Annotated in this window: 15 protein-coding genes; 8 read left to right on the plus strand and 7 right to left on the minus strand. The window is 51.6% G+C overall.

Translation table 11 applies throughout. The features are described from left to right. The first annotated feature begins 46 nt into the window (after positions 1–46). The 5 genes from DWX59_RS16020 (at position 47) to DWX59_RS16040 (ending at position 6,285) form a co-directional block, all read left to right on the plus strand. Positions 47–1,459 (plus strand): efflux RND transporter periplasmic adaptor subunit, encoded by a 1,413-nt coding sequence (locus DWX59_RS16020; RefSeq protein ID WP_117560292.1) that lies wholly within the window; start codon positions 47–49, stop codon positions 1,457–1,459. A gap of 88 nt (positions 1,460–1,547) precedes the next feature. Beyond that, entirely contained in the window at positions 1,548–2,345 is a 798-nt protein-coding gene (locus tag DWX59_RS16025) for an ABC transporter ATP-binding protein (protein WP_117560293.1), read from the plus strand. After that, positions 2,335–3,549, plus strand: coding sequence for an ABC transporter permease (locus DWX59_RS16030; RefSeq protein WP_117560216.1), 1,215 nt, complete (start codon positions 2,335–2,337; stop codon positions 3,547–3,549). Before DWX59_RS16025 ends, DWX59_RS16030 begins: the two co-directional genes overlap by 11 nt. Before the next feature lie 305 nt (positions 3,550–3,854). Further along, positions 3,855–5,018, plus strand: a complete 1,164-nt coding sequence (locus DWX59_RS16035) for a TolC family protein (RefSeq protein WP_319638820.1) — start codon at positions 3,855–3,857, stop codon at positions 5,016–5,018. 4 nt (positions 5,019–5,022) lie between these two features. Next, on the plus strand, positions 5,023–6,285 hold the full coding sequence (locus tag DWX59_RS16040; RefSeq protein WP_235845078.1) for a hypothetical protein: 1,263 nt from the start codon (positions 5,023–5,025) through the stop codon (positions 6,283–6,285). Positions 6,286–6,574: 289 nt separating this feature from the next. On the opposite strand, the gene DWX59_RS16045 is transcribed toward DWX59_RS16040, so the two are convergent. Beyond that, a complete protein-coding gene (locus tag DWX59_RS16045) occupies positions 6,575–7,171 on the minus strand; it encodes a TetR/AcrR family transcriptional regulator (RefSeq protein ID WP_117560217.1) in 597 nt (198 codons plus the stop codon). A 157-nt stretch (positions 7,172–7,328) separates the two neighbouring features. Between DWX59_RS16045 and DWX59_RS16050 the strand changes: the two genes are divergently transcribed. Further along, a complete protein-coding gene (locus DWX59_RS16050) occupies positions 7,329–7,853 on the plus strand; it encodes a nitroreductase family protein (protein ID WP_117560218.1) in 525 nt (174 codons plus the stop codon). Positions 7,854–8,013: 160 nt separating this feature from the next. Here DWX59_RS16050 and DWX59_RS16055 read toward each other — a convergent pair whose 3' ends face one another. The 5 genes from DWX59_RS16055 to DWX59_RS16075 all read right to left on the minus strand — a co-directional run bounded on the left by DWX59_RS16055 (position 8,014) and on the right by DWX59_RS16075 (position 11,464). Beyond that, complete coding sequence (locus DWX59_RS16055) at positions 8,014–8,337, minus strand: NUDIX hydrolase (protein ID WP_207660435.1); 324 nt, start codon at positions 8,335–8,337, stop codon at positions 8,014–8,016. Beyond that, entirely contained in the window at positions 8,303–8,506 is a 204-nt protein-coding gene (locus DWX59_RS16060) for a helix-turn-helix transcriptional regulator (protein WP_117560219.1), read from the minus strand. The genes DWX59_RS16055 and DWX59_RS16060 overlap by 35 nt, the downstream gene beginning before the upstream one ends. 2 nt (positions 8,507–8,508) lie before the next feature. Next, positions 8,509–8,817 carry a DUF2178 domain-containing protein gene (locus DWX59_RS16065; RefSeq protein WP_117560220.1) on the minus strand — a complete coding sequence of 103 codons (309 nt, stop codon included), beginning with the start codon at positions 8,815–8,817 and terminating at the stop codon, positions 8,509–8,511. Between the two features lie 423 nt (positions 8,818–9,240). Further along, on the minus strand, positions 9,241–9,939 hold the full coding sequence (locus DWX59_RS16070; RefSeq protein WP_117560221.1) for a response regulator: 699 nt from the start codon (positions 9,937–9,939) through the stop codon (positions 9,241–9,243). Then, positions 9,932–11,464 carry an ATP-binding protein gene (locus DWX59_RS16075; protein ID WP_117560222.1) on the minus strand — a complete coding sequence of 511 codons (1,533 nt, stop codon included), beginning with the start codon at positions 11,462–11,464 and terminating at the stop codon, positions 9,932–9,934. The genes DWX59_RS16070 and DWX59_RS16075 overlap by 8 nt, the downstream gene beginning before the upstream one ends. A gap of 200 nt (positions 11,465–11,664) precedes the next feature. Between DWX59_RS16075 and DWX59_RS16080 the strand changes: the two genes are divergently transcribed. Together DWX59_RS16080 and DWX59_RS16085 are read left to right on the plus strand one after the other, a co-directional pair. Then, entirely contained in the window at positions 11,665–12,957 is a 1,293-nt protein-coding gene (locus DWX59_RS16080; RefSeq protein ID WP_117560296.1) for a TrkH family potassium uptake protein, read from the plus strand. A gap of 79 nt (positions 12,958–13,036) precedes the next feature. Then, on the plus strand, positions 13,037–13,705 hold the full coding sequence (locus DWX59_RS16085) for a potassium channel family protein (RefSeq protein WP_117560223.1): 669 nt from the start codon (positions 13,037–13,039) through the stop codon (positions 13,703–13,705). Here the strand turns inward: DWX59_RS16085 and DWX59_RS16090 are convergent. Next, on the minus strand, positions 13,680–14,189 hold the full coding sequence (locus DWX59_RS16090) for an ImmA/IrrE family metallo-endopeptidase (RefSeq protein WP_117560297.1): 510 nt from the start codon (positions 14,187–14,189) through the stop codon (positions 13,680–13,682). The two genes, DWX59_RS16085 and DWX59_RS16090, sit on opposite strands and share 26 nt — an antisense overlap. Positions 14,190–14,213: the final 24 nt, after the last annotated feature.

The raw sequence follows: 14,213 nt of genomic DNA on the forward strand, positions 1-14,213 counted from the left end.
ATGGATTTAGGAGGGAAGCATGGAAAGTGGGAACAGGACAGATGACATGGAGCGTAGGATTGCTCCGGATGGGATGACGGAAGATGGGAAAAAGGAATCCGAAGCAATAGACCGCAGGGTAGAAGAATTGATGGCGCCGGAAGAGGATGACGGGAACGGCCGGAAGAAGAAAAAAAGAAAGAAGAGAAAAGAGGCCGGGGAAAAGAATACGGGCCTTATTAAACGCATCAAAGGCTGGAGCCGCAGGAGGAAAATCCTTACTGCAGCCGGTGTGGTGGTCATTGTCCTTCTGGCCGGTTCAAAGCTTGGGGGCGGCGGCAAGAGCCCGGGAATCATGGTGGATGTGGCGCCTCTGACAAAACAGGCCATACAGGAGAAGCTGTCCCTCAGCGGTCCTGTGTCCGGCACCGACAGCGTGGACGTGGTATCCAACATTCATGCTGAAATCGTGACCATGAACGTAAAGGAAGGCGACCAGGTTAAAAAGGACCAGGTACTGGCAGTGCTGGACAGCACGGACCTGGAGCGGGAAGTGCAGATTGCCCAGAACGCATATGACCTTGCCGTGAACAACAAGCAGGAAAAGGATAAGGAGGCAGCCCTGGGATATGAGAAGGCGGTTCAGGATTTCCAGAAGGCCAGCCTGGACCACAGCCGTAACAGCCAGCTGTTTGCAAGCGGCGATATTTCCCAGATGGAAATGGAGGCCAGCGCCAATGCACTGAACGATGCCAGACGTGCCATGGAAGGATATACCGTGGAAAACGGCAGGGGCAGGGCGGATAAATCCTATGACATACAGATTGAGAATGCAAGGTTTGACCTGGAGAAGAAAAAGGAAGAGCTGGAGAACACACAGATAAAAAGCACCATTGACGGAACCGTGGTCAGGGTGAACTCCAAGGTGGGCCAGTTTGCCGATAAGGTGGAGGACGACAAGCCCATATTCAGCATAGAGAATCTGGAGCAGCTGGAACTGGAGATCAAGGTCAGCGAATTTTCCATTGGCAAGGTTAAGGTAGGGCAGGAAGCAGTCATCAGCGCGGACATACTGGACGGGGAGACCGTGGACGGGGAGGTCGTTAAGATTTCGCCCACAGGCGAGGAAAAGGGCGGCGGCTCAACAGAGCGTGTCATACCCACAACCATCCGCGTGGACGGACAGGGCACCAAGCTGATTGCGGGCATTACTGCCAGGGCCGAACTCCTGATCCGTGAATCGGAAGATGCTTTCGTGGTTCCAACCACCGCGCTTTTGGATGATGGGGACACTACATATATCGTAATCGTCCAGGATATGAAGATAAAGCGGATACCGGTAACCCTTGGGGTGGACGGTGATGTGTCCGTGGAGGTAATCCCGGCAGACGGCACGGTCCTGGAAGAAGGAATGCAGGTTGTCATGAGCCCGGGACCCCACCTTATGGATGGCACAGATGTTATTGTGCGTCCTCAGTAGCGGGAGGCGCCTTATGATAAAAAGTAAGAAAACCATGGATGCAAGGGGAGGCGGTCCTGGCCGGATTTCCAAAGAAGAAATCATCAACATGGTCCTTCGCAGAAAAAGGCCGGTCCATGAGACAGAAGGAAGCGGGCCCCTCCTGAAACTTGAGAACCTGGTCAAGATATATGATACAGGCGCCATCAAGGTGCTGGGCCTTAAGAAGATAAACCTGACCGTGGACAGGGGGGAATTCGTGGCAATCATGGGTCACTCAGGTTCCGGTAAATCCACCCTGATGAACATACTGGGATGTCTGGACCGTCCCACCCTGGGACATTATTATCTGGACGGCGTGGATGTGGCAGAGATGACGCCGGATGAGCTGTCTGATATCAGGAACCGGAAGATCGGGTTTGTGTTCCAGTCCTTTAACCTGATATCCAGGACCTCTGCCCTTAAGAATGTGGAGCTTCCCATGACCTATGCCAGGGTTCCCAAGGCAAAACGCGTGGAGCGCGCACATATGCTGTTGGAACGGGTGGGACTTGGCGCAAGGCAGGACCATATGCCCAATGAGCTTTCTGGCGGGCAGCGCCAGAGGGTCGCCATTGCCAGGGCGCTGGCCAACCAGCCGCCTTTAATCCTGGCAGATGAGCCCACCGGTAACCTGGACACGGCTTCCTCCATTGAAATCATGGAACTGTTCCGGCAGCTTCATAAGGAAGGCGCCACGGTTGTGGTGGTAACCCATGAGGAAGATATTGCTGCATTTGCGGACCGGGTCATCCGGTTCAGCGACGGGCAGGTACAAAGTGATACGCTGAATACCCATCACCCGGGCGAAGGGCCGGTTGACGGTATGGAGGATATCCTGGAAGAGGAGGCAGAAGATGCTGATTGAGAATATGAAGATGGCATTTTCAGCCATCCGCGCCAATAAAATGCGTTCCGCCCTGACCATGCTGGGAATCATCATCGGCATTGGTTCTGTTATATCCATTGTATCCATCGGCGATACCATGAGGGGGTTGTTTGCGGATCTGTATAAGGATGTGGGAATTACCCAGGCCTATTTTTCCATTGGATACTGGGTGGATGACGTAAGGCAGAGCGACTATTTTAACCTGGATGAGATGGAGCGGGCCAGGGAGGCCTTCAGCGACCAGATTGCGTATATTGACAGCAGCGCCTTTACCAGCGATGAAGCCTCCTATAAGCGGACAAAAATCAAGTTCGAGTACCAGGGCATTGATTACAATTACCAGGATGTACAGCCGGTGGATATGGTGTATGGCCGTTATCTGAATGAGGGGGATATCCTGGGCAGGAAGAAAAACGTGGTCATGGACACGGACAGCGCCAGAATGCTTTTTGGGGTGGAAAATGCAGTGGGCAAGACTTTCAGGACCACCCTGTACGGCTCCACCGATGATTTTACGGTGGTGGGCGTGTACCGGAAAAACATGAATGCCTTCCAGGCCCTTATGATGGGAGGCAGCAACAGCGACAAGGGGTCGGCATTCATCCCCTATACCCTGCTGACATGGCCCAATGATAATTTTTACCAGCTGCACGTGTATGCCAAAGATGATGTGAACCTGGACCTGTTTTTCAGCCAGTTCAAATCCTACGTAGCGAAAATGCACGGCAGGCAGCCCGAGGATATCTATATGTACACGGCCATGCAGGAGATGACCTCCGTGGATTCCATGATGGGGGGCCTGTCCATGGCAGTGGGAGGGATTGCAGCCATATCCCTTCTGGTTGGCGGTATCGGCATCATGAATATCATGCTGGTGTCCGTGACCGAGAGGACCCGGGAAATCGGTATCAGGAAAGCCCTGGGCGCCAGGACCCGGGATGTGCTGATCCAGTTCCTGACAGAGTCCGCCATATTGTCGGCGTGCGGAGGCATCATAGGGGTAATCATGGGTGTTGGGCTTGTGTCCCTGGGAGGCGCCCTCCTTGGGATGCCGGTCGTCATAAAGCCGGGGGTCATATTGGTGGCCGTATCCTTTTCAGCCGTGGTCGGAATCTTTTTCGGACTCTACCCGGCGTCCAAGGCAGCCAAGTCAGATCCCATTGATGCGCTGCGGTATGAGTAGTGTTGCGGTATGGATGGCGTTGCGGTATGGGAAGCCACGGCAGTAAGGGCGGCATGACCATACCGGCAGTATAAAGTCAAAGGGTTTGTATGTGCCGGAAGACAGAAGTTCATCATCTTCCGGCGTGATTGGAAAAGAGGTAGTGGATGACAGAGAACAGAAGGAAGGCAGAAGATAAGCTGAGGGGATTTGGCGGTGTCTGTAAAAACACGGCCATTGGATGCGGCATCAAAAGGGCCGGCCAGATGGCGTCCGGCAAAAGAGCCGGCAGGAAACAGGACGCAGGCGCGGGTCGGAAGCCAGGCATGCGCCTGGGCATGCTGTGCCTGACGGCGTCTTTAAGCGTATCCTTACCAATGACGGCATGGGCCAGCCCGGAGTTTGCCTATTCCACGGAAAAATGGGCGTCCCTCAGGGATAATGTGATGGAATATGAGGAACTGGCGGACCTGATTCATGAATACAATGCAACTATTATCAACAACAGGCTTGAGTATGATGAATACAGGGGCAAAAGCAACGATGACCTGAAGAACGCATATCAGGACGTGGCCGACCATCTCTATGATGCCAGTGATAAGATGATGGATACCACGGACGAGGACCAGCCAGGATATGGAAGCGTTGCTGCAAACGCAGCCCTTTCACGGGTTCAGGCGGAACAGAACCAGGACACGGCCGATGCCATGAATGAAGACGGTTATGTCAAGAAACTGGAGTACGACAGACAGGAGGCATCCCTTGTAAAGGAGGCCCAGACCAAAATGAACTCTTACTGGCAGAAAGTCAAACAGACGCCTGCACTGGAGGAAGCGGCCCGGACAGCCCAAAGCCAGTATGAATCCATGGGCGTAAAGGCAGCCCAGGGCATGGCAACCCAGGCAGAACTTCTTGGGGCCCAGGAAAAAGCAGAGGCGGCCAGGGCAGCCATTGAAGCCAATGAAAAGGAACGGGACGATTTGCGCCGTGAACTATGTGTAATGACTGGATGGAGTTATGACGCTGAACCTGAGATACGGGAAATCAGCATACCGGGGATTGAGGAAGCGGACAGGATTGACCTGGCTGCGGATAAGGAAAAGGCCCAGGAGACCAACTACAGCCAGGCTGCCAATGAACGCCGCCTGAAACACACGGGCAATGGAAACCAGTTTGATGTGATGGTCCGCAAGGTGGAAAGCGGGTTGCAGCAGATAGAGGCAGATGTGGAAGCCAGATACAATCAGCTGAAGCAGGCCCAGTCAGACTATATACAGGCAGAAGGAGAGTACCAGGTAGAAGCCAGAAACGCCCAGGCAGCAGAACGCCGCTACCAGTTAGGGGCCATTTCCAGAAATGAATACCTGCAGCAGCAGGGCGGCCTGGCATCCAAAGAGTCGGCCAGGGATGTTGCGGGACTGAAATTCAGGCAGGCCATGGAGGACTACCGGTGGGCCGTGAACGGGCTGGCGCAGACAGAAGGGACGTGACAGGATGGGATTCAGATATAAGAGGGAACACATACTGACCACTGGACGCCCGGCGCGGCGCAGGGCCGCAGGTACAGCCGGAGTGCTGACCAGACGTTCCGCCCGGTTCCTGACCAGACGTTTAGCCCGGTTCCTGGTCCTGATGCTTTCCAGTGCAATGCTGGCTGGAACCGGCGCAGTCCCGGCAAAGGATGGAACCGGCGTGGTGTGGGCGGATGAAATTCCGGCGGGGTCTGATGTGTCCGGGGTCATCCGATACAGCGACCTTCCTGAACTGGTAAAAGCATATTCGCCCCAGGTTGAGATGGAACGCATCCAATATGAGGGCAGGCTGGGACGGTACGAGTCTGCCAGGGAAGATATCATGGAGACAAGGCGTCTCTTAAGGGAAGAGGCGGACGATATGGAGGAAAACGGAGACACCGAGGGCGCCAAAAGCTACCGCGCCCAGGCAAAGATCCTGGAAGATGCAGCCAAGGACATTGATAAGCAGATACGGTCTGCCAAAGGCAGCTCCAGCACCATGTCGCTGCGGAAGATGGAAGATACCATGATATGGACAGCCCAGAGCCTTATGGGTACCTATCACAGCCTGCGGGCAGAGCAGGAGAGTGCTGCTGCCAACGCTGAGCTTATGCAGGGCAAATATGAGAAGGCAGTAAGGCAGGCAGCCCTTGGGACCATTGCCCAGGCTGATGCAGATGAAGCGGGAAAGGCGGCCCAGGCAGCTGTGAACACGGCCCAGGCCCTTGCAGATGACATGGGACGTGTCAGAAAGAATCTTCTCATGGTCATTGGATATCCGGCGGATTCGGATGCTGTAATTGACTTCATGCCGGTACCGGAGCAGGGACGGGTGGACAATATCACCCTGGAAGTGGACAAATGGAGGGCGTTGGGCAATAACTATGAGCTCAGGCAGCAGAGAGGCGGCGCTTCCGGCGGAACCAACAAGGAACTTCACGCGCGCCAGAGAGCCATCAACCAGGGGGAAGAAAACCTGTACGCCCAGATTGAAACCCTGTATCAGGACGCACTGGCCAGCCGGACCGCATGGCAAGGCGCCTGCACGGCCCAGGCGGCCAGGGAAGCAGAGTGGAAGGCGGCATCCCATAAGATGGAACTGGGCATGCTGTCCCGGCAGGAATATATGGAGGCCAAGGCAGCGTATCTTGACGGGGCAGCCGCAAAGGCCCAGGCCGATGTTAACTTCCAGCAGGCAATGGATACATACGACTGGGCTGTGAAGGGATTGACCGGAATCTGATATCTGTCCAGCTGACAAACTGCCGGGAAAAGCGGTGACGTATGATAGATAAGAAGGATTGGAATGTATGGAAGGATAGAAGGGCTAGAAGGATAAAAGGATTATAGGATAAAGGATTATAGGATAAAAGGATTATAAGATAAAAGAAGTATAAGATAAAAGAAAAATGGGATTTGAAAAATATAAAAAGGGGAAACCGTACCAGGCATCAAGGCTGCGGTTCACCCCCCTTTTTTTGTTTACCCTTGTTAGTCAGGGGGTTACAAACAAATCCCGGCAATCCGCTGTCTCATTCAGACAACAGCCGGACCACTGTTTTGGCCACCTGCTGTTTCAGGGCTTCGAAGTCCAGTCCGCTGTGTGTAAATGCTGACTTTTCCTGACGCAGGGAATCAACCAGGACACAGCTGATATAAACCTTTTCGGACCGATTGTTCTGTGTATTTCCGTTCCTGCCCAGGATTTCCCCTATTTTAAGAAAGTACTTATTTTCAAGGCCGGAAAAATGCTGGCTGATTTCCGCGTCATCCATGATCATCATCCGCAGCTGGACCAAAGCGTGGCCTGCGCCAGAGTAAAGTTCAAGATAAGCGCTAATCCAATGGTTCACAAAGTATTCCAGACAAAAAGGCTGTACTTTATCCAGCCTTTCAAACAGCTGGGTGGAAATGGAATCAAGATAAGCTTCATAAGCCCCCATATAAATTTCTTTTTTATCTTTAAAATAGCTGTATACAGTGCCGGTCGATACCTTTGCATGTCTGGCAATTTCAATGGTATTTGTTTTATAGTAGCCCTTTTCACAAAAAAGCTGAAACCCCGCCTCCAGAATCCGTTTCCTTTTTTCTATGGAACGTTTTTGGACCGGTATCCGCGTATCATTCATCCTGTCCACCTCCCTGTCCATTATACCGGAAGGCAGATAAAAGGTCAACAAAATATGAATTATTATTCATGTTATGTTGACATATCACACCAGAACTGCTATCATAAATATGAAGATTTATTCATGTTTATTATACCATCTGAAAGAAGGAATGAAAATGGATTTCTTGACATTAGCAGAGAAACGCTGTACAACCCGGGGATTTACCGGAGAAAAGATACCTGACACAGATCTTGAGCGGATATTATCGGCCGGCAGGGTTGCGCCAACGGCCTGTAATAAGCAGCCACAGAGGATTATTGTTGTGAAGCGCACTGAAAACATTGAAAAAGTCCAAAAGGCCTATCAGACATTTGGGTCCTCATGCATCCTCATTGTCTGCCGTGACAGGAGAAATGAGCTTATACGTCCATACGACATGAAATGTTCAGGGGATCTGGATATAGGAATCATCTGCGACCATATGATGCTGGCGGCCAGGGAATTGGATATCGGCAGTGTCATGGTGGGCCTGTTTGACCCCGCGGTCATAAGAAGCGGATTCATGCTTCCTGAATACATAGAACCGGTTGCGCTGTTGTTCCTGGGATATCCGTCAAAAGGCTTTTCCAGCCCACGGCGTCATGAAACGGAAAGGAAAAAATTGGAAAAGACAGTATTTTATGAAGCATATACAGAATAGATAAAGAAGAAATGAAGTCTTGTAGTATAAAAAAATCATCCGGACCAGTTCCTGACCGAAATACAGATACCGTTAAGACCTGCCATGCATTGCATGGCGCCTTCCGATGGCACATGACCAGGCATGTGGCTGGTCCCGCAGCCCATGCCGTAGTTGTGTCTCACCCGGTGAACCCGGAAGCCACGACTTTTTCTATAAGTTTTGGCTGTATTAGAGGATAGGTCCATTCAGAGGGAAGCCCGGGAAGCAGGCGGACTCCTTCTATCTCTGACTCCGGTTTCTCACCAAAACGGGATATTTCCGCATAAAACAGCATGCCGAAGGTTTCCTGTCCCGTGGCGTTCACCTTGTTTTTTCCGGTAACAGAATATACACATACAGGTGACATCGTGAACTCCACGGCCCCTGTTTCCTCAAACAATTCCCGTTCAGCGGTGTGACGGATAGCCTCATTTTCCTCCCCATCCTGGTTTGAAAAGTTCATCAACCGTAGTACCAAGTTCCTGGGCCAGATGGAATGCCAGAGTCAAAGTAGGGTCATACTTATTATTCTCTATGGCGTTTACTGTCTGGCGGGAAACGCCGCACTTCACGGCCAGTTCTTCCTGGGAAATACCCCGTTCCTTTCGCCTCTGCCTAATGGTATTATCCATGCTCAGTCACCGAATTTCCTTCTGTAATACAGCATATGTGCAGAATAGATGATGGAACTGACGGTCAGGGTAATAAACGGATTCATCCCCTCTGTCGGAACACCCCTTGCAACAGAATGATAAATACCCTCAATCACACAGAATAAGATATACACCACCATGACAGCAAACGTCCCGGCGCTGGCCTTTTCAATAATCAGCCGTCTTCTCTCATCCCCCTGCTTGCCAAGGGAAATAAACATAACAACATTAACAGCAAGAAAACCTGCTAAAATAACAACAGCCAAAACCAATTCCAAATTAATCCCCATAACATACCTCCAATCAACCAAGCGTCATCCATCACGAAATGTCAAAAACTTTTGACACTTAAAGTATACAGAAATTACAAAAAAATGTCAAGAGTTTTTGACATTTTCAGCCCTCTGTTAACAAGACGGGACACCAGACAATACATACAAAAAACTGGAAAACAAGAGATTACTTAGAAAAAAATAAAATCAGACAGAAATACAAGAAGACAATATCAGAGAACGCCCCCCACCAACCCGAAAACCTCCCAAAACCAACCTTTAGCCAACCGAGGGTAAGAAATATACCACCCCTCAAAAAAAGCAGCCTGCAATATTTCCTTTCATCCTGGATTCAAGAGCAGCAGAGCCAACAATACGCAGCGGATGAGTGGAATGGGAATGGGGATGGGGGAGGCGGATGCACCTTCCCCTCCGCGCTCCTTAAATCCTCAGCATCCTATATCCCACCCCCACATGTGTCTGTATATACTGTGGCTGGGAAGGTTCCTTCTCAATCTTTTTGCGCAGGGAAGCCATGAATACCCGCAGGGAAGCCACGTCGCCTTCCCAGGCAGCGCCCCAGATTTCCCGGGTTATATAGGAATGGGTCAGCACCTTTCCCACGTTGTGGGCCAGGAGGCAGAGAAGCTTATATTCATATGGCGTCAGATGAAGTTCCTCCCCGTCCAGGGATGCATACCCGGCCGCATAATCAATGGTCAGCCCGCCATTGGTAAATACAGAGGACTGTACGTCTTCCAGGGACTGCATGTAGTTTAAGCGCCGCTGGGTGGAACGGAGCCTGGCCAACAGTTCATCCACGGAAAACGGTTTTGTCAGATAATCATCCGCTCCAGCGTCCAGGGCGGCAATCTTATCATCATCCCCGCTTCTGGCGCTGATGACAATGATGGGCATGTTGGACCAGGAACGGATCTTACGTATCACATCCACCCCATCCATGTCAGGCAGGCCCAGGTCCAGAAGGACAATGTCCGGCCGCTGGGAAGCAGCGGTCAGGATACCCTGTTCCCCTTTATCAGCCCATACGTAATGGTAATCATGCATCTCCAGCGTGGTTGCAATCAGATTCTTTATGGCCTTATCATCCTCGATGATTAAAATTCCTGCCTTATTCATGGAAAGATACCTCCTCTGCGGGTAATATGAGCCGGAAAATGCTTCCGGACGGTGTGTTATCCAACACTTCAATGGTTCCTTTATGTGCATTCAGGATTGCCCTGCACAGGGGCAGCCCAAGGCCCATGCCGCGTTTCCCGTCCGCGGATTTGTGGCCCGTGGTATAAAACATCTGAAAAATCCTGTCTTTTGATTCATCCGGGATTCCCGGACCGTTATCACTGACTTCTATGACGGCATTTCCATTGTCCTTATAACTTTTTATGGTAATCCTGGAACCATCAGGCGTGTACTTGATGGCATTGTCCACCAGGTTTGTGATGACCTGAATAATCAGCTGTGCATCCACACTTGCCAGTATGTAATCCCCTTCCTGCGTTACCTGGATGGAGTGGTTTTCGTGTCTTCGGTTCACATGACGCATGGCCTCGTCAATGACCTCCTCAAGGAGCTCGGTTTCCATGTGCAGCTGTACTGCGCCGCCCTCCATCCTGGTGATGGAGAGCAGGTTCTCAACCAGGGAAATCAGCCACATGGAATCATCGTAGATATCACTGTAAATGCGCCGCTTGTGTGATTCATCCAGCGTACCCGTGTCATTTAACAGGACGCCGGCGTTGCCGGAAATGCTGGTAAGGGGGGTGCGCAGGTCGTGGGACATGGAGCGCAGCAGGTTGCTGCGAAGCTGTTCCGCCTTGGCCATGGCTGTTTCCTCCTCCCTCTTTCTGGAAATGAATTCTTTTTCCATGGAGGTTGCGCATTGGTTCAGGATGGCGATTGCAAGGCTGTTTTCAAAGTCATCCGGTTTCACCTCACCCATCCGTATTCCAATTACCCCATAAACCGTGCCGGCGCTCTGGACCGGCAGATAATGGAATGCAGCCGTGGACAGGATGGAAGTGGCTGCGCCTGTTTCCTGGCCTTCCATATAACATCTCCTGGCAGCGGACATTTCCTCCAGGGTGTCTGGGGAAGGCCCGCGGCTGCCTGGGTGCGGGGAATGGTCCGTAAAGCTCACCGGCGGAAGAAGGCCGTTTTCATCTGTCTGGAAACATGCAATGTCCCGTTTCAGGAGTTTGTTCAGCTGGGTTGCGGCGGCAAAAAGAATGCCGGCCGGTTCCCCGGCTTTCTGAAGTATCTGGCTGGTGTCAAGGATGACGCCGGATAGGTAGGCGTCCTGTTGGGAAAGCCGTGCCTTTTCCTTTATCTGCACCGTATAGGTGCTGGTAAAGACAGCTGCCAGGAAGGTGATTAAAAGTGTGAGCTGGGTGCCTGCGTCCTCTGCCTTGAGTACGAACATGGGCTCTGTGAAAATATAGTTGAACAGCAGGACGCTGGCCAGGGATGCTGCCGTGCTGTACCATCTGCTGGAAGTGACGGCCGCAACCACAAGAACACCCAGTATGTATACGGTTATGACATTGGTCTGGGAAAGCCCCATTGCCTCCAAAAGAAAGCCGATGGCCGTGGTCAGCGCCAGGACGGCGGCTGTTTTCAGGGTATCGGCAAGCTTGGTATGCTTCATGATTTATATCCTCCTTGTGCGGCAGCAGCGGTCCCAGCAGGGAGCTGCCGCGTGACGCCTGACGTCATTATAACATAATCCACCCATATTCAACAGTAAATTGAATGTATCTTTATATAATCTTTATACCAAGGCTGTTTCCGTTATACCTGTTTTATGCAAACCATGATAACCTTTACTCAACAGGAGGATCAGATGATATGAAATCCATTGAAAAACAATCGCCTGCCAGGATCATTGCACTTGGTTTTCTGGCTGTCATCCTGACAGGATCTTTTATCTTAATGCTTCCGGCATGTGTGAAGCCGGGAGTGGACCTTCACTATGTGGACGCGCTTTTTACATCCACCAGCGCGGTATGCGTTACAGGCCTGATTGCAGTGGATACTGCGGATACCTTCACGGCCATAGGACAGACCGTGGTGGCCCTGCTGATCCAGATAGGCGGACTGGGGGTTACCTCTGTTGGGGTGGGCGTTATCCTGGCCCTGGGACGCAGGGTAAACTTAAAGGAGCGCCTGCTGATTAAAGAGGCCCTGAACCTGGATTCAGGGAAAGGCCTTGTGTGCCTGGTTAAGAATGTACTTAAGGTGACACTGTGTTTTGAGGGCGCGGGAGTGGTTTTAAGCTATCTGGTGTTCTCCAGGGATTATCCGCCCGTAAGGGCGCTGGGAATCAGCCTGTTCCATTCCGTGGCAGCATTTAACAACTCCGGCTTTGATATCCTTGGCGGCCTTAAGAACCTGACCGGATACAAAGATGATGTGCTCCTGAACCTGACCACGGCAGGGCTCATAATTTTTGGCGGGCTTGGTTTCCTTGTGATCATGGATATCTTCAGGAAACGCTCCTTTAAAAAGCTGTGCCTCCACTCCAAGGCAGTAATCGTGACCACGCTGATACTTCTGGCAGCAGGCACGCTGCTTATCCGGCTTACGGAGGACATTACCTGGCTGGGAGCATTTTTCACAAGTGTGTCAGCCAGGACCGCGGGATTCAGCACATTTCCACTGGGAGACTTTACATCGGCAGGCCTGCTGACCGTGTCCATCCTTATGTTTATCGGTGCATCCCCTGGTTCCACCGGAGGGGGAATCAAGACCAGCACCCTGTTTACATTGTTCCACACCATCAAGGGCGCCGCCACCAACACACAGCCCCACGCGTTCCATTATAAGATACCCCAGGAAGCATTTTACAAGGCTGCAATCGTGACTGCTCTGTCGGCCCTGGTGGTATTCACCGGAATCTTTGCCATGTGCATACTGGAGCCGGGAATCCCCTTTGGGGACATCATGCTGGAAATCACCTCGGCCTTTGGGACCGTGGGCCTGTCCACCGGAATCACACCCGGCTTAAGCCCATGGAGCAAACTGCTTGAGATTCTAATCATGTACATTGGAAGGCTTGGCCCGCTGACCATTGTCACAATCTGGATATTTAAACCGGACACATCCGTATCCTTTCCTGAGGGGAGCATTTCAATCGGATAGAGGCATGGACACGAGGGCCAAGACTATATAAAGGTAACAGATAAAGGCGGCAGATATAGGAAACAGGAGGAAGTATAAGATGGCACGAAAACAATCGGAAGACCTGTCATATGGAATCATTGGACTGGGACGTTTTGGAAGCGCCCTGGCATATACCCTGGCAGAGGCCGGGAAGGAAATCATGGTGCTGGACTGCACGGAAGAAAAGGTCCGCCAGATACGCGGGGTCACGGAACACGCATATGTTGTAAAGGATCTGCAGAAGGAGACACTGAGGGAAACAGGAATCCAGAACTGCGACATCGTGGTGGTGTGCATAGGGGATAAGGTGGATATCAGCATCCTTACCACCCTGAATGTGATTAATCTGGGAGTGCCCCAGGTGATAGCCAAGGCCAACAGCCCGGAGCAGGGGGAGATACTGGAGAAGATAGGCGCCCAGGTGGTGTATCCTGAAAAGGATATGGCTGTCAGGCTGGCCAAACGGCTGATATCAAAGCGGATTTTCAACCTGTTTGAACTGGAGCAGAATATAGATATATCCGAGCTTAAGATGACATCCAAGATAGCGGGCAAGACCGTTGTCCAGGCGCAGCTGCGCAACCTTTACGGGGTGAACATCATAGCCATCAGCCGCAATGGATGGCTTACCACGGATATTAAGCCGGAGTATGTGCTGGACCAGGATGATACCATCGTGGTCATAGGGGATAGGGATAAAATCAAGCGTCTGGCCGATGACCTGTAGGAGGTACGGTACGATGTGCTTCCTCCTCCAGGGATGTGATTGAAAAAGAAGGCTCAAAGGATATCCGGTAGCCATTGTAATCCGTACAGCAGCCGTATTTGTCATGATAATGATCCAGGGCGGAGCGGAGGAAATCCTCACATACCTCCAGCTCTTCCGCCATCTCATAAATAGTAGTACATCCTTTTTCATAAGCCCGCACCAGGCCTGACAGGCCAATCAGCCTGTTATAGGCCCAGGTGCGGGCTTTGTGCTCCTGCTTGCGGTTGCCCGCATCCTCCTGGTCCAGGATATTGCCCACGGTGGTGTAATAGTGACCCAGCTCCTCCGCCAGCACGGATGCCTTTTCCACAGTGGGGATATCCTGCCGTATTGCTATCTTATTTCCTTTTATCAGCCCTTTGGCATTGGATTTAAACTGTTTTTCCAGAACTCGGATATGCTGCGTATCTGTATGTTCCAGCAGCCGTTCAAATGAATTCAAATCATTCCCTCCTTTAAACGCAAT

This window comes from Enterocloster aldenensis (assembly GCF_003434055.1).
GTDB classification, from domain to species: domain Bacteria; phylum Bacillota; class Clostridia; order Lachnospirales; family Lachnospiraceae; genus Enterocloster; species Enterocloster aldenensis.